This window comes from Streptomyces sp. NBC_00525, assembly GCF_036346595.1.
GTDB lineage: Bacteria > Actinomycetota > Actinomycetes > Streptomycetales > Streptomycetaceae > Streptomyces.
In genome coordinates, this window is the sequence record NZ_CP107834.1 from 2,870,952 (window position 1) to 2,889,758 (window position 18,807).

Genomic DNA, 18,807 nt, shown 5'->3' on the forward strand with positions numbered 1-18,807 from the left:
TCAAGCGATCTTGACGGTGAGGGAGCGGGCGATGACCCGAGGCAGGGTGACGGTGCGCACGGGGCGCTCGTCGCCCGTACGGTCCGCGGCGGCCAGCTCCAGGCCCGGCACCCAGAAGGGGGCGTCGAGCAGGGCCAGGACCAGCTCCTCCTCCGGGTTGGCGGCCGGCGCCTGGTGCAGGACGGTGCCGATCCCCCGGCCGCCCGCGGTGATGGCCGTACCGGCGGCGAAGCGGCTGCCGACCGGGGCGACGAGGGCGGTGAGGCGGCGCTCCGAGCCGGTGGGCGCGGTCAGCTCGCCGGAGCCGTGGAACTCGCCGACGCGGTCCCAGTCGATCATCCAGGCGAGGTCGGCCTCGTCGACACCCAGCTCGCCGAACCCGGCCCCGTACACGCCCATCCCGGCCTCGGCCTGCACCCGGTTCAGGGCCTCCTCGCCGGTCTCGGCGCCGCCCTTGCCGGTGACGCCGGCGAGCACCGCCTCGTACGCGGCCTCGGGGGCGTCCGTCAGGAGCAGGTAGCCGTACTCGCCGGTGGTGCCGACGCGGGCCAGGTGCGCGGTGGCGCCGGGGGCGTCGAGGGTGGCCTCGGTGACGGCGTGCAGGGTCAGGCCGGAGATGTCGAAGTCCACGAAGTCGGCCGCGACCGACCAGGCCACGGGGCCCTCGAAGGCGACCGCGCCCCAGCCCTCGGGGGATATCTCGACGGTGACCCCGGAGGCGTCGAACTGCCCGAGGTAGGCGGCCAGTTCGTCGGCGGTGACGGCGGTGCGCGGCAGCAGCCACGACTCCTCGCCGATCTCGAAGTGGAGCAGGATCGCGAACGGCCTGCCGTCCTCGTTCAGCGCCAGCACCTCGCGGACGGTGTCGGGCTCGACGTAGTCGGCGGACTTGGCGAGGAAGCCGTCCAGGAAGGTCAGCCGCTCGTCACCGGTCAGCCGGACCAGCGGGGTGGTGACGCGGTAGGAGCCGACGGCGGTGCGCAGCGTGGCGTAGTCCTCGGTGGCGGTGCGGACGGCGGGGGCGATGGTGGTGGCGGTCATGATCGGTCGTTGCCCTTCGGGTCGGTGGTGCGGAAGTAGCGGGGTGTGTCGTGTACGGAGAGCAGCCAGGCGCTCTCCGGGGCGGCGGAGACTCCGCCGATGAGGAGGCCCGACGCGGTGGCGCGCAGCACCAGTTCGTCGTGCGAGGCGGTGGCGGGGGCGCAGTGCAGCCACCGCCCGTCGGAGAGCCGGACGGCGGCCCGGCCGGCCCACACCTGGCGGAAGTCGCCGGTGTTCAGTTCCCAGTGCTCGCCGCCCGATTCGAGGACGACGGCGGTTCTGAGCGGCGTCTGCGGGGTGAGCCACACCACGGTCTCGCGGTCCGTGCCGCTCGACCGGGTGTCGACGCGGAGCCCGTCGCCGTCGGCGGCGATCTCCCAGTCGAGGCCGGAGTCCGGGGCGTGCAGGCCCAGCGGGTGCTTCTCCTCCCAGGCGCCGGCGGCCGGCACCCCCCAGCCGAGCCCGGCGGCCCGGTCGTGGCGGCTGTTCTCCCGAGTCACCCACAGGCCCGCGGACCAGTGGGGGTTGTAGCCGTGGGAGCGGGTGCGGGGGTAGGGGCTGCGCAGCACCTTGGTGGTGCCCTCGCGCCAGACGGTGACGCCGCCGGCGGCCGCGTGCACCTCCAGGCGGCGGGCGGTGTCCGCGCCGCGCGGGCGGAGGGCGGTGCGCATCCGGGCCACGCCGTCCGGGCCGGGTGCGAGGACGCGCTCCAGGAGGGTGCTGTGGACGAGCCGCAGGGCCCCGTCCGCCGTCAGCGAGACGCGTACGCCGCGTCCCCGCCAGGCCAGTTCCGTGCCCTGCGGGACGGTTCGGGCGGCGGCGACGACCTCGGAGGCGTCGCGCACCCCCTGGCCCAGCCCGATCGGGTGGTCCCGTCCGTCGGCGCCGGTGAAGACGCCCTGGCGCAGGCCGATGGTCTGGAAGACGCGGCCGGTGGCGGGGCCGGTTCGGGTGAACTCCTGGAGCAGGCCCTCCCCGTCGAGGGTGAACGTGCCGGTGACGGTGGCGTCGCCGTCCCGTTCGGTGACCCGTACCCCGCCGTCGACCGGCTCCAGGGTGAGGTCGCGGGGCTCGCCCTCGCGCCAGCCGGCCGGGCGGTCGGCCCGGCAGCTCGGCCAGGTGGAGACGAGGACCGGGCCCCGGTGGCCGTCCGCGAGGACGCTCAGGGTGCCGTCGTCGCCGTCCACCTCGCAGGTGAGCCCGGACCGGGTGAACCGGTACGGCGCCACCCCGCGCGGGGTCCGGACCTCGTACGGGGGCCGGGTCAGGCGCAGCTCCCGGGTCGTGCCGCCGGGCTCGGTGAGGCGGGCCTCGCACACGGTGCCCCGGTCCACGTCGACGGACGCGTCGATCCGGAACTCGCCGAGGGCCAGGCAGTAGTCGACGGTGCGGACCCCGTCGACGATCCGTACGTCGGAGCGCAGCTCGTCGTCGCGGGACTCGGTGACGGAGGCGAAGCTCATCAGGCTGCCGAGGGCCGCCGTGGCCTGCTCGCCCAGGTCGGCGAAGACGCTGCGCACGACGAGCGGGATGTAGTTGTGCAGCTCCACGTTGCCGTCCTCGCCGGGGACGGCCCGGCCCACCGAGACGCAGCCGACGCGCCGGTAGAGCCGGAAGGCCACGGTGTTGGCCGGGTTGACGGTCAGCCGCAGCACCAGGCAGCCGGTGCGCATCATCCACTCGACGGCCTCGGTGAACAGCCTTCCGGTGACCAGTCCGCCGCGGTGGGCGGGGTGCACGAAGAACATGTCCGCGATGAGTTCGCCGGCGCGGGCCGACCGGCGGCCGGTGTTGTGGAAGAGGCCGAACGTCCCCACGAGCCGCTCGTCGTCCTCGGCCACCAGGAACGTCGCCGTCTCGCGTCCGGCCAGCTCGCGGGCGAGTTCGTCGCCGCTGACGCCTCCGGCGACCGGGTTGGGGTTGTCCCGGTGGCGGTTGTACAGCTCCGCGATGGCGTGCGCGTCGCCCTCCTGGTACGGGCGGATCGTGAGGGCCATGGTCACACCTCCTTCTGAGGTCGTGTGGTTCCGGTTTCTGTCGGCGGGGCGGGTGTTCAGCCCTTGCGGCCGGTGGTGACGACGAGCGTCCCGGCGGCGGCGAGTTCGGTCCCGACGGTCGCCCGCACCTTCACCTGGCGCAGGCCGCCGAGGCGCTGGCCCAGCCGGGCCTCCAGGGTGAGCTGGTCGCCGGGGACGACGAGCCGGGAGAACTTCATGTTGCTGATGGAGCCGAGGTAGCCGACGCTGCGCGAGGCGTCGTCCGGGCCGGGGCCCGCGGCGCCCTCCAGGATCTCCGCGACGTAGACGACGGCGACCAGCTGGGCCATCGACTCGACGATCATCACGCCGGGCATGATCGAGTGGTCCGGGTAGTGCCCGGCGAAGAACGGCTCGTTGACGGAGACGCTCTTGACGCCGCGTCCCGAGACGCCCGGTACGACGTCGTAGGCCCGGTCGATCATCAGCATCGGCCAGCGGTGCGGCAGCATCCGCTTGATGTCGTCCGAGGAGTAGCTCAGCGCCTTGCGGGCGGGGGCCGGGGCCGCCGCGGGCGCGGGGGCCGGCGCGTCGAGGAGGGCGGTGGTCGCGGTGCTCACGCTGCGGTCTCCCGGTCCTCGATGAAGTCGACCAGGGCGTTGATGGAGCCGAAGGCCTCGAAGTCGTCGTCGCTGATCAGCACGTCGAACTCGTTGTTGACCATGACGACGATCTCCAGCGTGTCCAGCGAGTCCATCTCCAGGCCCCGGCCGAACAGCGGCTGGTTGTCGGAGACCACGGCCGGCTCGACCTCGAGACCGAGCCGGTCGATGATCATCGACTTGACCTTCATGTTCTTGCCGAGACGGGCCTCGGCCTGGGTGCGGATGTCCTCGAAGGTGGCGGTGGACATAAGGGTTCTCTCCTGTGAATAGGTGGGTTCTGCGGTCAGTTGGGGATCATTCCGCCGTCGACGGTCAGCACCTTTCCGGTGATGTACGAGGCGGCGGGCGAGGCCATGAAGACGGCCGCCTGCGCGACCTCCCCGGCGGTGCCGGTCCGGCCCATCGGGATCACCTGGAGGGCCTCCTTCAGATGGGCCGGGGGGACCTTCTTGACCATGTCGGTGTCGATGAACCCCGGAGCGACGACGTTGACGCGGATGCCGCGCGGGGCGACCTCGTACGAGAGGGTCTTGGCCAGGGAGATCACTCCGCCCTTGCTGGCGGCGTAGTTGGCCTGGCCGGCCCGGCCCGCGATGCCGCTGGTGGAGGCGATCAGGACGATGGCGCCGCCGCTCGCGTACATCTGCTTGGTGGCCTCGCGGGCGGTGAGGAAGGAGCCGGTGAGGTTGGTGTCGATGACCTCCTGCCACTTGGCGCTGCTCATGGCCGCGAGGTGGCCGTCCGCGGTCACACCGGAGTTGAGTACGGCGACCTGGACCGGCCCCCACTCGGTGCGCACCCGCTTGAACATCGCCATGACCTGGGCCTCGTCGCCGACGTCGGCCCGGACGAGGAGGGCCTGCCGGCCGAGGGCGCGGATCTGCTCGGCGACCTCCTCCGCCTTGGCCTCGCTGGACCGGTAGTTGACGACGACGTCGCAGCCGTGTTCGGCGAGCGCGAGCGCGGTGGCCGCGCCGATGCCGCGCGACGCGCCGGTGACCAGGGCGCGGGTGCCCTCGGGGAACAGGAAGCTCATGCCGCGCCTCCCGCCATGGCCGCGGTGACCCGGTGCGCGCCGGGGTCGAAGCCGGGCGCCTCGCTGCCGATGCCGTCGCGCCTGGCGGCGACGAGGATCGTCCGGGCGACGGCGAGGTCGAGGATGCCGAGGCCGAACGGGGAGAAGACGATGGTCCCCGAGGTCTCGGGCTCCTCGCTCTGGCCGAGGACGGTGGCGATCTCGGCGTGCACGAACCGGCGGTGGCCCACCTCCTGCTCGGCGCGGTGCAGCGACGTCTGCTCGCGGATCGCGTGATCGATGTCGTCGACCACGTTGTACGCGTTCAGGACGGACGACGTGCTCAGGTCGCGCAGCGACAGGTGCAGGATCACCTGGTGCTCGGGGCGGTCCGGGTGGTCGGCGAGGTCGAGCCAGTAGCTGGAGTCGGTGGTGGCGATCGAGACCGTGCCGGTGCGCAGCGCGTCGCCGACCTCGCCGGCCAGGAAGGTGATCCCGGGGCGTTCGTCCGCCAGTTGGGCGGCGAAGGTGGCGGCGCGGCCGGGCACCGCGTCCTGGACGGTGACCGTGCGCAGCTCGGGGTGGACCAGCGCCAGGAAGTCCAGGACGCGCCGGTTGATCGTGCCGCAGCCGATCAGCCCGGCCGTGCGCACCGGGCGGGCGCCGTGCAGCGAGCGGCTCGCGAGGGCGGCGGATGCGGCGGTGCGGGACGCCGAGATCCGGCTCGCCTCCAGAACGGCGGTCGGGTAGCCGGTGCGCAGGTCGTTGAGGATCTGGACCGACGAGGCGCGCTGCAGGCCGCGCTCCACGTTGGCCGGGAACGAGGAGATCCACTTCAGCCCCATGACGGGGTCGGGTCCGCCCAGGTAGGCGGGGAGCGAGATGATGCGGGAGCCGTCGTCGCCGGGAGGGCGCAGGAACCCGGAGTGCGGCACCTCCGAGCGGCCCTGGCCGTGCAGCACGTACGCGGTGCGCACCGCTTCGAGCACGTCGGGGTCGAGGCCGTCGAGCGCGGCGGCGACGTCCTCACGACCGAGGATTCTCATGTCTGGTCAATTCCTCTGCGTGGAAGTTCGGTTGAGTGGTCTGAGGGGGGCGGGCCGGCGGGCGGTCAGCCGAAGCGGGACTCGACCCAGGAGTCGCTGTAGATCGTGTCGAGGTAGCGGTCGCCGCCGTCGGGGAGGATCGCGACGCAGGTGGCACCGGGCGTGATCCAGGAGGCGGCGTCCATCAGGGCGGAGATCACCGCGCCGGACGAGCCGCCGGCGAGGATCGACTCCCGTCCCAGCAGGGCGCGGCAGCCCCGTACGCAGTCCAGGTCGGTCGTCTTGACCACGCGGTCCGCGAGGCCGGGGCGCAGCAGCGCCGGGACCACGGCCGCGCCGTGTCCGGGGATGGTGCGGCGGTGCTGCCGCTCCCAGGACTCGGGCGGGCCGAAGATCACGCTGCCCACCGCGTCCACCGCGACCACCCGGGTGGGCAGGTTCTCGGCGGCGATGTACTCGGCGCAGCCGCGCAGGGTGCCGGTGGTGCCGGCGGCCAGGAAGAGGTAGTCGGGGGCCTGCGGCAGCGCCTCGTGGATCTCGCGCATGGTGTGCTGGTGGGCCAGGGCGTTGTACTCGTTGCCGTACTGGTTGGGCCAGTAGGCGTCGGGCACGGTGGTCAGGAGTTCCCGCACCCGCCTGATCCGGGACGGCAGGTACTCGCCGGTCTCCGGGTCGCGGTCCACGATCTCGACGGTCGCCCCGTAGGCCCGCATGATCGCGGTGTTCTGGGTGGTGGTGCGCGGGTCGACGACGCAGATCAGGTCGAGCCGGTAGAAGTTGCAGAGCTGGGCCAGGGCGATGCCGAGGTTGCCGGACGAGGACTCCACGACGGTGGAGATGCCCGGCACCAGCGCGCCGGTGGACAGGGCGTGCTCGATCATGGAGCGGGCGGCGCGGTCCTTGATGGAGCCGCCGGGGTTGAACCGCTCGCACTTGCCGTAGACCTGGAAGAGCGCGGGTGGGAAGAGGCGGTCCAGGGCGACCAGCGGGGTGGCGCCGATCGTCGCGATGATGTCCGGATCGCGACGGCGGGCCGCGGTGACTGCGCGGGCCGTCGCGTCGGAGGGGGCTACGGTCATTCCGGTACCTTTCTGCTGATCTGTAGCCGGAGTTCGCTGACGTAGCGCTCGCCCTCGGCCCCGGTGAACCAGGAGTCCCGCGGGTGCGGAAGCGGCTCGCTGAGGATCACGGTGGTGTCCTCGCCGAGGCGCCGGGCGCGGCGGACGAGGTTGGCGAAGGAGAGCACGAGGGTGGGGCTGGTGAAGTCGACCAGGGACGGCTTGGTCTCCTGGGGGAACTTCACGAAGGCCTGGTCGGGCAGTCCGCTCGCGCGCAGCCAGCGCCGTACGGCCAGGTAGTCGCCCGCCCGGTCGGGCTTGGCGGCGAGCGGGATCTCCCCGGCCGGCTTGCGCCAGGTCTCCCGGAACAGGACGAGCCCGTCGAGGCTCACCCGTGGGGCGTGCGGCTGGTCGAGCCCGATCTTGAAGGCGTCGGCGGCGATGATCGACACCGGTACGGCGAGCAGTTCGGCCATGCTCCACACGCGCCCGTCGGGCGTGGTGGCGGTGACCGTGCCGTCCCGCTCGGCCAGGGCGATCGCGGCGGCCGGGTCGATCCGGGACCGGTCGTCGAACGGGGCGCGGGTGAACCCGATGAGCCGGTCGCCCGCGCCGATGGGGGCGGGCACCATCCGGCCGCTGTTGCGCTTCCAGTCGACGGGCAGCAGCGGCACCAGGCGGGGTGCGCCGATGGCCTCGTTCACCCGGTCGCGCAGCGACGCCGCGCCACTGGTCCAGTCGAGGAACGGCAGGTCGCAGGTGGCGAGGCAGGCGTGCAGCTCACCGAGGACGGTGGTCAGCCCGCCGTCCGCCTCCCGGACCACCTGGAGGTCGGGGCTGTGCAGGGCGAGATGGGGTGCGACGGGTCCGGTCGCGAAGACGGCACGCGCCCGCCGCTCGATGTCCGCCACCCGCAGCCCGACCGGTTCCGTGCCGGCCGGGTCGAGGTCCAGGACCTCGCGCCACTTGCGGGCGAGGTCCGCGGTCGCGGTGTGCACCGGACGGGCACCGTCGCCCCAGAACAGCCCGAGCACCTGGGGCCACACATCGGCCAGGGTGACCCGGGGGCGCCGGGCGGCGGCGGCCCGGACGAACCCGGCCATCTCCGCCTCGACCAGTTCCACGAGGCGGTTGCCGAACCAGTCCGCCGCGTCGGCCACCAGGGCGAGCGGGCGGGCGATGCCGTCCAGGAAGTCGGTGCCGACCTCGACCCGGCAGTCCCGCACCGCGTCCTGGTAGCAGAGGGTGCGGCCGGCGTAGGCCTTGCCCTCGTCGCGGGAGGCGTCGAGTCCGGTCGTCGTGACGAAGTACGCGTCCAGCTCGTCGAGGCGGGCGGCGAGTTCGGCGGACGTGGTGGCGGCGTCGATGGCCTCGCGGTGCCGGTCGAGCGCGGTGAGGACGGTCTCGAAGCGGACGAACATCTCGGGGTCGGCGACGGCGGCGACCCGCCGTCGCAGTATCCGCTCGGCGCGCACGTCGACCGGGATGTTGGCGTCCCAGGTCAGCACGCGCTGCTTGAGCAGCCGGTTGAGGATCTTCTCGACGCGGGGCCGGGCCCCCTCGGCCTCCCAGCCGTCCTCGCGGACCAGGGCCTCGGTGATCGCCGCGCCGTTGCGTTCCCCGTCCGCGTACGCGAGGACCTGGCGGTCCTCCGGGCGCAGCCGGGTCTCGCGTCCGCCCGGCAGCAGCAGCCCGTCGCCGTCGAGGTGGACGTCGGGCCGGAGCTGCGGCGGGAACCACCAGCGGGCGCCGGGCTGCGCGGCCATCCAGTCCGCCACGGCGGCCAGCGCCCAGCGTTCGAAGTGCGTACGGCTCCGCGCGACCAGCCGCTCGCCGTGGTCCGCGGCGAGGCTGCCGGGTGCCCGTCCGACGGACATCCAGGCGGCCGGGCCGAAGAAGCCGATGGTCTCGGCCTTGGCGCAGTAGCGCAGCCAGTACATGGCCAGGGTGCGTTCGCGCTGCTTGCGCTTGGACTCCTTGCCGGTGCCGGCGGCCAGCGCGTCGAGCACACGGTAGACGGTGCGGTTCTGCCAGGCGATGGCCGTACGGACCTTCTCGTCGCCGGCCAGGGCGGCCAGGCGGCGCGTCTCGGCCGCGCTGTCCGCGAGGTAGGCGGCGGCGAAGGCGTCCTCGTCCCCGCTGTCGGCGGCGGCCGCGGCGGCGGGGCCGCCGAGCAGGTCGAGGCCCGAGGCGGGGAAGCCGGCGCTGCGCAGCAGCCCGACGCCCCACATGTGCCACTCGCTGTCGCCGAGGCGCCGGGTGGGCCGGAAGTCGGCCCAGTCGTGCTCGCGCAGCGCTTCACGTGTGCTGGTCACGCGGCCCGCCCTTCGAGGTCCGCGCCGGCTTCGGCCCCGCGCAGCGCAGCGGCGAGCCGGGCGACCCCCTCGGGGATGCGCTTGCGCGGGACGTTGCTGAAGCAGAGCCGCAGGCTGTCGCGGCACTCGCCGTCGAGCCCGAAGTGGCTGCCGGGGACGAAGGAGACGCCGTGCCGCGCCGCGGCCTGCGCGAGGCGGCCGGTGTCGGCGCCGCCCTCGTGCCGCAGCCACAGGTAGAACCCGCCGTCCGGCCGCTGCCAGCGCCAGGGGCCCTCGGTGCCCAGCTCCCGCTCCAGCGCGTCGGCCATCAGGCCGCACCGCTCCCGGTAGCGCTCGCGGTAGGCGTCGATCAGGGCGTCCCAGCCGCCGCGGGTGTGGAAGGCGGCCAGCGCGGCCTGGGCGAACGCCGAGGGCGAGAGCGCCATGACCTCGACCGTGCCGCGCAGCCGCTCGGCGACCTGCTCGGGCGCGGCGATCCAGCCGCAGCGCAGTCCGGGGGCGAAGACCTTGGAGAACGTGCCGAGGTAGACGACGTTCTCCGGGTCGATGCCCTGGAGGACGGGGACCGTGGTGCCGTCGAAGCCGAGCAGCCCGTACGGGTTGTCCTCGACGATCAGCAGGTCCAGTTCCCGCGCGGCCTCGGCCAGTTGGTGGCGCCGCTCGACGGAGAGGGTGGCGCCGGTGGGGTTCTGGAAGGTCGGGTTGCAGTACAGCATCCGGACGCGCTGCCCCTCGGCCCGCAGCCGGGCCACGGTGTCCCGCAGCGCCGGCGCGTCGAGCCCCTCGGCGTCCTCGGGGGCGCCGTGCAGCCGCAGGCCCGCCGTGCGGAAGGCGACGGCCGCGCCCGGATAGGCGGGCGTCTGGCACAGGACGGTCTCCCCCGGTGCGGCGAGGCCGAGGCCCAGGGCCAGCAGGCCCATCTGGGAGCCGGCGGTCGGCACCAGGCTCGCCGCGTCGGTGCGGCCGCCCTCACGGCCCATCAGGTCGGTGATGGCCGGGACGAGGGCCTTGGCGACGTGCGGGGTGCTGTACTGGAGGGCGATCCGGCCGCCGATCCGGGTCAGCCGGGCGAACTGTTCGGAGAGTTCCTTCACGGGCAGCAGGTCGAGGTCCGGCAGGCCGCCGGCGAAGGAGATCAGGTCGCCGCCGCGCTCGAAGAGCTGCGGCATTCCGGGCGAGGGTCTGACATCGGTCCACATGGCCGTCAGCTCCCCGACAACGCGTTCGCGCCGCTGCCCAGCTGCTCGTGCACGAGTCCCAGGAGGCCGGCCGACGAGGTGAGCGAGAAGTCGGCGAGCGCGTCGGGGTCCAGCTCGATGCCGAACCGGTCCTCGACGGCCATCATCAGGGCGACGGTGTGGAGCGAGTCCACGCCGAGGTCCACGAGCGGCGTCTCGGAGCTGGTGACCTGCACGGCGCATATCTCTTCGACGAGCTGGTCAAACTGCGACTGGTCCATGGGAGCTCCCTGTGAGTGCGGTGAGGGCGGTCGTGCGGGCGGCCGCGGTGCGTGCGGTGCCGTCCCCGGCCTGGAGCCGCCGGGCGACGGCGGCGCGGTCGGGCTTGCCGTTGGCGGTCAGCGGCATCGAGGTGAGCGGGACGATCCCGTCCGGGCGGCGGGCCGGGTCCAGCAGGCCGGTGAGGGCCGCCCGGACCTCGTGCGGGGCGAGGTCCGTCTGCACGGCGAGCAGCAGCGGGGCGTCCTCGCGCGCGGGGCGCGGGGCGACGGCGGCGTACACGCCGGGTACGCGCTCGGCGGCGAGTTCGATCTCGGACAGGGCCAGCCGCACGCCGCGCCGTTTGACCACGTCGTCGTCGCGGCCGACGAAGTACAGCAGCCCGTCGGCGTCGAGCCGGCCCTGGTCGCCGGTGCGCAGCTCCAGGGAGCCGTCGGCGAGGGGCACGTAACGGCTCTGCCGCTCCAGCGGGACGCCCCAGTAGCCGGCCATCACGGTGTCGCCGCGGACGACGATCTCGCCGACCTCGCCGGGCGGCAGGGTCTCCCCGTCCGGGCCGGTGATCCGTACCTCCAGGCCGGGGATGGGGCGGCCCACCGATTCGGGGTGCCGTTCGTAGAGTGCCGGGTCCAGGACCGAGATGCGCTTGCACTCGGTCATGCCGTACATCGAGGCGAAGGCGGAGCCGGGAAAGGCTTCGAGCAGTCCGCGCATCACGGCCGGGCTGGGCCGGGCGCCGGTGTTGGTGAACAGCCGCACCTTGGTGGTCTGCCGCAGCTTGCGCTGGAGCAGGACGAGGATCTGGGCGAGCGAGGGGACCAGCGGGACGACGGTGACGCCGTGGCGTTCGATGACCCGGACCAGTCCGACGTCGCCGCCCCGGTCGGTGACCACCAGGGCCGCGCCGGCCAGCGTGCACAGCAGGGCCTGGTAGAGGCCGTAGTCGAAGGAGAGCGGCAGCCGGCACAGCACCACGTCGTCGGCGCGGTAGCCGAGCCCCGCGTTGATGGCGCGGACGGCGGCGAGGATCTGCCGGTGCGGGCAGACGACGCCCTTCGGGCGGCCGGTGGTGCCGGAGGTGTAGATCAGCAGGGCGACCGCGTCGTCGGCGACCTCGGCGGTGGTTCCGTCTCCGGGCGTCTCCCCGATCTCCCGTGCGGCCCGTCCGACCTCGACGGTCCCGCGGGCGGCGGCGCCGGCGGCGGGCGGGCAGACGGCGAGGGCGGCCGCGCAGTCCCGGACGATGTGGTCGATCTGGTGGTCGGTGAGTTCGGGGTGGACCGGGACGAACACCGCCCCGACGCGCAGGGTGGCCCACAGCAGGGCGAGGAAGGTGCGGTCGCCGCCGCCGGCGTAGACGACGCGCTCGCCGGCGCCCACTCCCCGGCCGCGCAGCCAGCCGACGGCCCGGTCGGTCTCGGCGCCCAGTTCGGCGTAGGTCAGCGGGCCCGTGGCGTCGACCAGGGCGAGGTGGCCGGGGCGCTCGGCGAGGGCGCGGGTGAACAGCTCAGACACCGGCATGGACGAGGTCCTCCTTCCAGGCGACGGCGGCACCGATGCGGACGCGCGCCTTGTCGAGGTCGCGGGGCGCGGTGACGCAGACGACGGCCAGCTCGGGGAGCCGGCGCTTGAAGATGCCCGCGAGGGTGCGGGCGGGCGGCAGGCAGACGGTCACCTCGGGCGCGATCCGGCCCATCGACTCCATGCACAGGTCCCAGCGCACCGGCCTGACCACCTGGTCGACCAGCCGGCGGCGGATGTCGTCCGGCTCGCGGACGACGGCGCCGTCGGCGTTCGACAGGAGGGTGCCGGTCGGCTGCCGGAACGGGGTCCGTTCGGCCGCGGCGGCGACGGCCCGGCGCGCGGACTCCATGTACGGGGTGTGGAAGGCGCCGGCGACCTGGAGCGGCTTGACCGTGGCGGAGCGCGGCGGGGCGGCGGCGAGCCGTTCCAGGTCCTCGGTGGCGCCGGCCGCGACGATCTGCCCCGGCCCGTTGAACGTGGCCGCGTAGAGGCCCAGTTCGCGGATGCGCTCCAGCACGTCGGCCTCTTCGCCGCCGACCACGGCGGACATCGAGGTGGGCGCCTCGGCACAGGCGGCGGCCATCGCCCGGCCCCGTACCGCGGCCAGCCGCACCGCGTCGGCGGGGGCGAGCGCTCCGGCGTACACGGCGGCGGTCAGCTCGCCGACCGAGTGCCCGGCGGCCACCAGCGGGCCGTCCGGTTCGGCCGCGGCGAGCGCCTCGTGGGCGAGGAGCCCGGCGGCGACCAGCAGCGGCTGGGTGTTCTCGGTACGGGCGATCTCCGCGGCCGGTGCCTTGCCTCCGAGGTGCACGAGGTCCACATCGGCCGCCTCCGACCAGGCTCGCAGCCGTTCTGCGTGTACCGCGTCGCGCAGCCAGCCGGCCAGCATGCCGGGGGTCTGGGAGCCCTGCCCCGGTGCAACGAATGCGTACATGAGTTCGAATCTCCTTTCGTGGATCTGCCGAGGACCGGTGCGGGGCCCGGTGCCGAGCTGAGCTGGGTGGTGCGAGGAGGGGGTGGGGGGCGAAGAGGCGGCCGTGGGGCGCGGGCCTCAGTTGCGGCCGGTGCTCTTGCGGAACCGGCGTACGGCCATGAAGGAGAAGGCCGCGAACCAGGCGACGGTGTTGACCACCGCCATCGCGAGGCTGGAGTGCTCACCGCTGAACGAGTAGCCCTCGGTCAGGCTGTAGCGGGCGAGCGTGGCGACGCCGAACATCGGCGAGTAGCGGGAGATGTCCAGCATGGTGCCGGACAGCGGGATGAAGAGGTTGCCGAGGAAGGCGAGCGCCGTCATGGTCAGACCCGGCATGTGCATCACGGTCTCGGGCTTGAGGGCCAGCCCCAGCGTGATGCCGAGGGCGGCGAAGACGGCCGCGCCGAGCCAGGCCACCAGCAGGGACGTCACCCACACCTGGGTGGTGGCCTCCACCCCGGTGAACACACCCAGGACCCCCACCACGGCCACCGGCACCGCCGCCATGAGCACGGAGGACAGCACCTTGACGAAGAGGTAGCCGGGCGGCGCGAGCGGGCTGAGTGCCACGGTGCGCATCCAGCCGGACGCCTTCTCGACCGAGATGGTGGCCGCCGAACTGACCGCGGCGGTCGCCGCGCCGTACACCGCGATGCCGGTCATCATCCAGGCCGCGAAGTTGCCGTGCGGCAGGGTGGCGCCGTCCGGCTCGGTACGGAAGAGGGCCAGGTAGAGGACGGCCGGCAGCAGCAGCGTGAAGATCGTGGTCTGCCGGTTGAAGCGGCGGCGCAGCTCGTAGCCGATGAAGACGGGGTTGACGCCGCTGAACGGCGAGGTCCGCGCCTCGCGGGCGGCCGGGGCGGAGCTCATCGGGTGCTCCCTTCGCTGCGGCTGTCGTGGGTGAGGGTCATGAAGGCCTCTTCGAGGCTGCGCGGCGTCACCTCGATGTCGGTGGCGGACGTCTGCTCGATCAGCAGGCGCAGCAGCGCGTCGGAGTCGGTGGTGTCGAAGTGGTAGCGCCCGCCGCGCGGCTCGCACGAGCGGACCAGCGGGGACCGGGCGAGGGCGGCGGCGCTCTGCTCGCCGAGCCGCGCCGAGACGGTGCGCCCGCTGAGGGCGGAGCGCACGTCGGACACCTGACCGTCCACGACGACCCGGCCGCTGTCGATCATGACCACGCGGTCGGCGAACCGGTCGGCCTCCTCCATGTAGTGGGTGGCGAACATGACCGTCATACCGCGCTCGGTGTCCTCGCGGACCGTGGCCCAGAAGTCCCGGCGGGCGACGACGTCCATGCCGGCCGTCGGCTCGTCGAGCACCAGCAGTTCGGGCCCGGAGAGCAGGGCGAGGGCGAACCGCAGCCGCTGCTGCTCGCCGCCGGAGCACTCCGCGACGCGGCGGCGGCGCAGCCGGTCGAGCCCGGCGCGCGAGAGCACCGCATCGACGTCGGTGCCCGGGTGCAGCGAGCCCAGCATCCGTACGGTGGCCTCGACGCTCAGGTCGGGCAGCAGCCCGCCGGTCTGGAGCACCGCGGCGACCTGGCCGGAGCGCACCGCCTGCCGGGGCTCGCGGCCGAACAGCCGCACCGAGCCCTCGTCGGGCCGGGTCAGCCCGAGCAGCATGTCGATGGTGGTCGTCTTACCGGCGCCGTTCGGTCCGAGGAAGGCCACGATCTCACCGCGCCGGATGCGCAAGTCGATGCCGTCGACGGCGGTGAACCGCTCCCCCTTGGAGTCGGTGAACCGCTTCACGACAGAGCTGAGCCTCACGGCATCCGGCGACGTCACCTCCTCGGGCACCGGGGACGGTCGGGTCTGGATCATCTTCGAGTCCTCACGATCTGGGCGGGGGTGGCCTGGCGGGAGCCACTCTTCCCGAACCGCCTATCCGCGCCTGCCCGGCGATCTATCCGGCCGCTATCGGGTTGCGGAGCGGCCGGATAGCCGGGGTCGGGAGCGCGTCGAGGACCGTGAGGACCGCTGGGTTTCTACGCCTCCGGGGTGCCGTCCGCCGCGATCCGGCGGAAGCCCGCGTACGGCGCCAGGGCCTCCGGCAGGACCAGCGAGCCGTCCTCCTGCTGGCAGTGCTCCAGGAGGGCGGCCAGGGTGCGGCCGATCGGCAGGCCGGAGCCGTTGAGCGTGGCGACCGGCTTGGGCTTGCCGTTCTCGTCGCGGGTGCGGATGTTCGCGCGGCGGGCCTGGAACGTGCCGAAGTGCGAGACGGAGGAGATCTCGCGGTACGTGTCCTGGCTCGGCAGCCAGACCTCGATGTCGTACGTGAGCTGCGCGGAGAAGCCCGTGTCCCCGGCCGCGAGGGTGACGACGCGGTACGGGAGGCCCAGCTCCTTCAGGCACGCCTCGGCGTGCCCGACCATCCGCTCCAGCTCCGCGTCCGCCTCGGCCGGGTCGACGATGCGGACCATCTCCACCTTGGAGAACTGGTGCTGCCGGATCAGGCCGCGGGTGTCCCGCCCGTACGAACCGGCCTCGGACCGGAAGCACGGCGTGTGCGCGGTCAGCGCGAGCGGCAGTTCGGCGGGCGGGATGATCTCGTCCGCGTACAGATTGGTCAGCGGGACCTCGGCCGTGGGGATGAGGAAGAGCTCACGGTCGGCCACCCCCGTCCGGAACAGGTCCTCCTCGAACTTCGGGAGCTGCCCGGTGCCGGTCATCGTCCTGCGCGTGACCAGGTACGGGACGGCATGCTCGACGTAGCCGTGCCGGCGGGTGTGCAGGTCGAGGAAGAGGGCCGCCAGCGCGCGCTCCAGGGCCGCGCCCGCACCGCGCGCCACGGCGAAGCGGGGGCCGGAGAGCTTGGTCGCCCGCGCGAAGTCGAGGATGCCGGTCGCCTCGCCGAGGTCGACGTGGTCCTTCGGCTCGAAGGCGAACACGGGCGGCTCGCCCACCCGCCTGACCTCGACCGCGTCCGCGTCGCTGTCCCCGTCCGGCGCCTCGTCGGCCGGCAGGTTCGGAATGCTGAGCAGCAGTTCGCGCAGCTGCTCCCGGATCTCCTCCTGCCCCGCCTCGATCTCCCGGATCTCCTCCTTCAGCTCCCGCGCCCGCTCCTTCAGCCCGGTGATGTCACCGCCCTGCTTCGCCGTCCGCTGGACCTCGCCCGCCACCCGCTTGGACTCCACCCGCAGCTCGTCGGCCGACTGGATGCTCCGGTTCCGCCGGGACTGGAGATCCTCCAGCGCGGCCAGGTCCAGCGCGTAACCACGACGAGCGAGCCGGCGTACCGCTTCGGCACCCATGTCGATCAGGGCGCGGGCATCATGCATGAGGAGATCCTTCTGATCCGGCGAGTGGAACGGTGAGTCGCGCCACCGACGGTAGCAACCGGGACCCCCGTCACACCCCGGAATACCACCGGCCACCCACCCGCCCGCGAGCCCGCCGTCCGGGAGCCCCGCGCCCGGAGTCCACGATTCCTTCACGTGTGGTCCATACGGGCGATACGGTTCTCCCGTGTGCGGCGAGTCGCGCTGCGTCACGGATCACCATGCTGCCGTTGCCAGGGCGGGACCCGACGCGGCAGGCGCGTCTGGGGGACTGCATGCGGGAGATGACCAAGGGTGCCAACGTCGGGCTGGCGGACCTGAGCGACGACGCGGGCTCGGTCATCGCGAGCCTGAGCTGGAGCAGCAGCGCCGGGGACGGCGACGCGGACGTGTCCGTGCTCCTGCTGGACGCGGCGGGCAAGGTACGCGGCGACGCCGACTTCTTCTACTACAACAACCCGGCCGCGGCCGACGGCAGCGTGCAGCTGCTGGGCAAGACGCCCACGGACGACGGCAGCGAGGACCGCATCAGCCTCGACCTGACCGCCGTCCCCGAGGACGTCGAGCGCCTGGTCGTCGCCGCGAGCCGGTACGGCGGTTCCCGCTTCGGCGACCTCGACGACCTGCGGATGACCGTCGCCGACCGGTCCGGCGAGGTGCTGCTCGGCTTCTCGATCACCGACGCCTCCGTGGAGAGCGCCTTCATCTTCGGCGAGCTGTACCGGCGCGGAACGGAGTGGAAGTACCGGGCCGTCGGCCAGGGTTACGAGACCGGCCTCGCCGGACTCGCCACGGACTTCGGCATCGACGTCGACGACGAGGGCGAGAACGAGGGCGCGGAGGGGAGTACGGACCCGGCCGGCGGGGAGGACGCGGAGCCCACCGAGCCCACCGGGCCGGACGCCCCCGCTCCCTCCGGGCAGCCCGCCGCCTCCGGGCCGCTCCCCGCCGTTCCCGCCCAGCCGGTCCCCGAAACCGCGCCGGCCGCCGCGCAGCCCGCCGCGGCCGCCCCCGAACCGGCGCCCAAGCGGCCCCGCGCCCGTACGGCCAAGAAGAAGGTGACCCTGCCGGCCGTGGCCACGAAGTCGCTGGCCGAGAACGACTCCTGGCGGGCCGCCCGGCTGTTCCCCGCCTCGAACCTCAAGAGCGACAAGGAGCGGGAGGTACGGGCGACCTCCGTACTGCTGTCCGTGATGGCGCAGGTACCGGAGTTCGGCCGCCGGCTGACCGCCGCCTTCGGCGCCCCGGCCGGCCGTATGCAGACCTTCACCGAGGTCTCCCTCCCGCACGGCGAAACGCCGAAGCGCCCGGACGGGGTGATCCGGGTGGAACGGGCCGGGAAGCTGTGGACCGCGCTCGTCGAGACCAAGACGAACGGCAACGCGCTCAAGTCGGAGCAGGTCCAGAACTACATGGACATCGCCGCCCGCCGCGGCTACGAGGCGGTGATCACACTGTCCAACGACGTGGCGCTGGAGGGCAGCCCGCTCGTCCAGGTCAAGACCGACGGACGGCGCAAGCACAAGGTCGCCCTGTGGCACCTGTCGTGGGCGGAGGTGGCGCACCAGGCCCAGATGCTCATCCGGCACGAGGGCGTCGGCAACGCCGCCCACGCCTGGCTGCTCCAGGAGCTGCTGCACTACCTCCAGCACGAGAACTCCGGCTGCCACGGCTTCCAGAACATGGGCCCCTCCTGGGTGCCCGTGCGCAACGGCATCGACGACGAGACACTCAGCCAGGGCGACCCGCGCGCCGTCGAGGTCGTGGAGAGCTGGGAACGGCTCATCCGGCAGGTCTGTCTGCGCCTCGGCGGCGAGCTGGGCCAGAAGGCGCTGCCCGTCCAGCGCACCCAGCGCGGCACCACGGCGCTCTCGCGGCGCGCGGCGCACGCCGACCGGCTCTGCGAGGAGGGGCGGCTCTCCGCCGAACTGCGCGTGGACGGCTCCCCCGGCGCGATCACCATCGTCGCCGACCTGCGGACCGGGAAGCTGCGCACCTCGATCGAGATCCCGGTGCCGGAGGGCGCCTATCCGCTGACCTCCGCCAAGCGCCTGATGCGGCAGCTGGCCGAGGCCCCCGCCGATCTGCACGTCGAGACGCTGGTCGAGGGGCAGAGCGGCCCGCGCGGCACGCTGGAACGCCTCCGTCCGGAGCCGGGCGACGTGCTGCCCCGCGACGGCAGCCGGATCACCGGCTTCCGGCTCTCCCTGTTCAAGAGCATGGGCGCCACCTGGGGCAACGCGGAGACCGGCTTCATCCGCAGCGTCGACACCGCCGTGGACCGCTTCCACTCGCACGTCGTCGCCCACCTCGCCCAGGCGGACCGCCGCTCCGCCCGCCGCGCGTCGGCCCAGGCGGACGCCGCCCCGGCCGCGGAACCGGCGGCCGTGGGCGTGTGAGGCAAACGGCTGCAATGCGGGGGGCCGGGGGCGGTTGTGCTGGCCGTCGTCGCCGGGG

16 protein-coding genes are annotated in these 18,807 nt (G+C 73.5%); 1 reads left to right on the forward strand and 15 read right to left on the reverse strand.

Annotation, left to right across the window (positions count from 1 at the left end):
* The 15 genes from OG710_RS12735 to serS form a co-directional block, all read right to left on the reverse strand.
* Entirely contained in the window at positions 1 to 1,041 is a 1,041-nt protein-coding gene (locus OG710_RS12735; RefSeq protein ID WP_330239436.1) for an aminomethyl transferase family protein, read from the reverse strand.
* Complete coding sequence (locus tag OG710_RS12740) at positions 1,038 to 3,038, reverse strand: GNAT family N-acetyltransferase (RefSeq protein ID WP_330239437.1); 2,001 nt, start codon at positions 3,036 to 3,038, stop codon at positions 1,038 to 1,040. The genes OG710_RS12735 and OG710_RS12740 overlap by 4 nt, the downstream gene beginning before the upstream one ends.
* Before the next feature lie 56 nt (positions 3,039 to 3,094).
* Positions 3,095 to 3,637, reverse strand: a complete 543-nt coding sequence (gene fabZ, locus OG710_RS12745) for a 3-hydroxyacyl-ACP dehydratase FabZ (RefSeq protein ID WP_330239438.1) — start codon at positions 3,635 to 3,637, stop codon at positions 3,095 to 3,097.
* A complete protein-coding gene (locus OG710_RS12750; RefSeq protein ID WP_111336218.1) occupies positions 3,634 to 3,930 on the reverse strand; it encodes an acyl carrier protein in 297 nt (98 codons plus the stop codon). The genes fabZ and OG710_RS12750 overlap by 4 nt, the downstream gene beginning before the upstream one ends.
* 35 nt (positions 3,931 to 3,965) lie before the next feature.
* Positions 3,966 to 4,718 (reverse strand): 3-oxoacyl-ACP reductase FabG, encoded by a 753-nt coding sequence (fabG, locus tag OG710_RS12755; RefSeq protein ID WP_330239439.1) that lies wholly within the window; start codon positions 4,716 to 4,718, stop codon positions 3,966 to 3,968.
* Positions 4,715 to 5,743, reverse strand: a complete 1,029-nt coding sequence (gene sbnB / locus OG710_RS12760; protein WP_330239440.1) for a 2,3-diaminopropionate biosynthesis protein SbnB — start codon at positions 5,741 to 5,743, stop codon at positions 4,715 to 4,717. The genes fabG and sbnB overlap by 4 nt, the downstream gene beginning before the upstream one ends.
* 65 nt (positions 5,744 to 5,808) lie before the next feature.
* On the reverse strand, positions 5,809 to 6,822 hold the full coding sequence (gene sbnA, locus OG710_RS12765) for a 2,3-diaminopropionate biosynthesis protein SbnA (RefSeq protein ID WP_330239441.1): 1,014 nt from the start codon (positions 6,820 to 6,822) through the stop codon (positions 5,809 to 5,811).
* Positions 6,819 to 9,116 (reverse strand): lantibiotic dehydratase, encoded by a 2,298-nt coding sequence (locus OG710_RS12770; protein WP_330239442.1) that lies wholly within the window; start codon positions 9,114 to 9,116, stop codon positions 6,819 to 6,821. Before OG710_RS12770 ends, sbnA begins: the two co-directional genes overlap by 4 nt.
* Positions 9,113 to 10,285, reverse strand: a complete 1,173-nt coding sequence (locus OG710_RS12775; RefSeq protein WP_330239443.1) for an aminotransferase-like domain-containing protein — start codon at positions 10,283 to 10,285, stop codon at positions 9,113 to 9,115. The genes OG710_RS12770 and OG710_RS12775 overlap by 4 nt, the downstream gene beginning before the upstream one ends.
* A 35-nt stretch (positions 10,286 to 10,320) precedes the next feature.
* The gene (locus tag OG710_RS12780; protein WP_111336206.1) at positions 10,321 to 10,575 is read right to left on the reverse strand and encodes an acyl carrier protein; all 255 of its coding nucleotides are present in this window, start codon (positions 10,573 to 10,575) and stop codon (positions 10,321 to 10,323) included.
* Positions 10,556 to 12,094, reverse strand: coding sequence for a class I adenylate-forming enzyme family protein (locus tag OG710_RS12785; RefSeq protein WP_330239444.1), 1,539 nt, complete (start codon positions 12,092 to 12,094; stop codon positions 10,556 to 10,558). The genes OG710_RS12780 and OG710_RS12785 overlap by 20 nt, the downstream gene beginning before the upstream one ends.
* Positions 12,081 to 13,031 carry an ACP S-malonyltransferase gene (locus OG710_RS12790; RefSeq protein WP_330239445.1) on the reverse strand — a complete coding sequence of 317 codons (951 nt, stop codon included), beginning with the start codon at positions 13,029 to 13,031 and terminating at the stop codon, positions 12,081 to 12,083. The genes OG710_RS12785 and OG710_RS12790 overlap by 14 nt, the downstream gene beginning before the upstream one ends.
* Positions 13,032 to 13,148: 117 nt before the next feature.
* A complete protein-coding gene (locus tag OG710_RS12795) occupies positions 13,149 to 13,940 on the reverse strand; it encodes an ABC transporter permease (protein ID WP_330239446.1) in 792 nt (263 codons plus the stop codon).
* Positions 13,937 to 14,893, reverse strand: coding sequence for an ABC transporter ATP-binding protein (locus OG710_RS12800; RefSeq protein WP_199564802.1), 957 nt, complete (start codon positions 14,891 to 14,893; stop codon positions 13,937 to 13,939). The genes OG710_RS12795 and OG710_RS12800 overlap by 4 nt, the downstream gene beginning before the upstream one ends.
* A gap of 164 nt (positions 14,894 to 15,057) precedes the next feature.
* Positions 15,058 to 16,350: a serine--tRNA ligase gene (serS, locus tag OG710_RS12805; RefSeq protein WP_330239447.1), complete on the reverse strand. Its 1,293-nt coding sequence runs from the start codon at positions 16,348 to 16,350 to the stop codon at positions 15,058 to 15,060.
* A gap of 275 nt (positions 16,351 to 16,625) precedes the next feature.
* On the opposite strand from serS, the gene OG710_RS12810 reads away from it, so the two are divergent.
* The gene (locus OG710_RS12810; protein ID WP_330239448.1) at positions 16,626 to 18,749 is read left to right on the forward strand and encodes a TerD family protein; all 2,124 of its coding nucleotides are present in this window, start codon (positions 16,626 to 16,628) and stop codon (positions 18,747 to 18,749) included.
* The last annotated feature ends 58 nt before the right edge of the window (positions 18,750 to 18,807 follow it).

Excerpts from the sequence above, each read along its gene's own strand:
- OG710_RS12735 (WP_330239436.1), bottom strand. The coding sequence starts at position 1,041 with ATGACCGCCACCACCATCGCCCCCGCCGTCCGCACCGCCACCGAGGAC.
- OG710_RS12740 (WP_330239437.1), bottom strand. The coding sequence starts at position 3,038 with ATGGCCCTCACGATCCGCCCGTACCAGGAGGGCGACGCGCACGCCATC.
- OG710_RS12750 (WP_111336218.1), bottom strand. The coding sequence starts at position 3,930 with ATGTCCACCGCCACCTTCGAGGACATCCGCACCCAGGCCGAGGCCCGT.
- fabG (WP_330239439.1), bottom strand. The coding sequence starts at position 4,718 with ATGAGCTTCCTGTTCCCCGAGGGCACCCGCGCCCTGGTCACCGGCGCG.
- sbnB (WP_330239440.1), bottom strand. The coding sequence starts at position 5,743 with ATGAGAATCCTCGGTCGTGAGGACGTCGCCGCCGCGCTCGACGGCCTC.
- sbnA (WP_330239441.1), bottom strand. The coding sequence starts at position 6,822 with ATGACCGTAGCCCCCTCCGACGCGACGGCCCGCGCAGTCACCGCGGCC.
- OG710_RS12775 (WP_330239443.1), bottom strand. The coding sequence starts at position 10,285 with ATGCCGCAGCTCTTCGAGCGCGGCGGCGACCTGATCTCCTTCGCCGGC.
- OG710_RS12780 (WP_111336206.1), bottom strand. The coding sequence starts at position 10,575 with ATGGACCAGTCGCAGTTTGACCAGCTCGTCGAAGAGATATGCGCCGTG.
- OG710_RS12785 (WP_330239444.1), bottom strand. The coding sequence starts at position 12,094 with ATGCCGGTGTCTGAGCTGTTCACCCGCGCCCTCGCCGAGCGCCCCGGC.
- OG710_RS12790 (WP_330239445.1), bottom strand. The coding sequence starts at position 13,031 with ATGTACGCATTCGTTGCACCGGGGCAGGGCTCCCAGACCCCCGGCATG.
- OG710_RS12795 (WP_330239446.1), bottom strand. The coding sequence starts at position 13,940 with ATGAGCTCCGCCCCGGCCGCCCGCGAGGCGCGGACCTCGCCGTTCAGC.
- OG710_RS12800 (WP_199564802.1), bottom strand. The coding sequence starts at position 14,893 with ATGATCCAGACCCGACCGTCCCCGGTGCCCGAGGAGGTGACGTCGCCG.
- serS (WP_330239447.1), bottom strand. The coding sequence starts at position 16,350 with ATGCATGATGCCCGCGCCCTGATCGACATGGGTGCCGAAGCGGTACGC.
- OG710_RS12810 (WP_330239448.1), top strand. The coding sequence starts at position 16,626 with ATGCGGGAGATGACCAAGGGTGCCAACGTCGGGCTGGCGGACCTGAGC.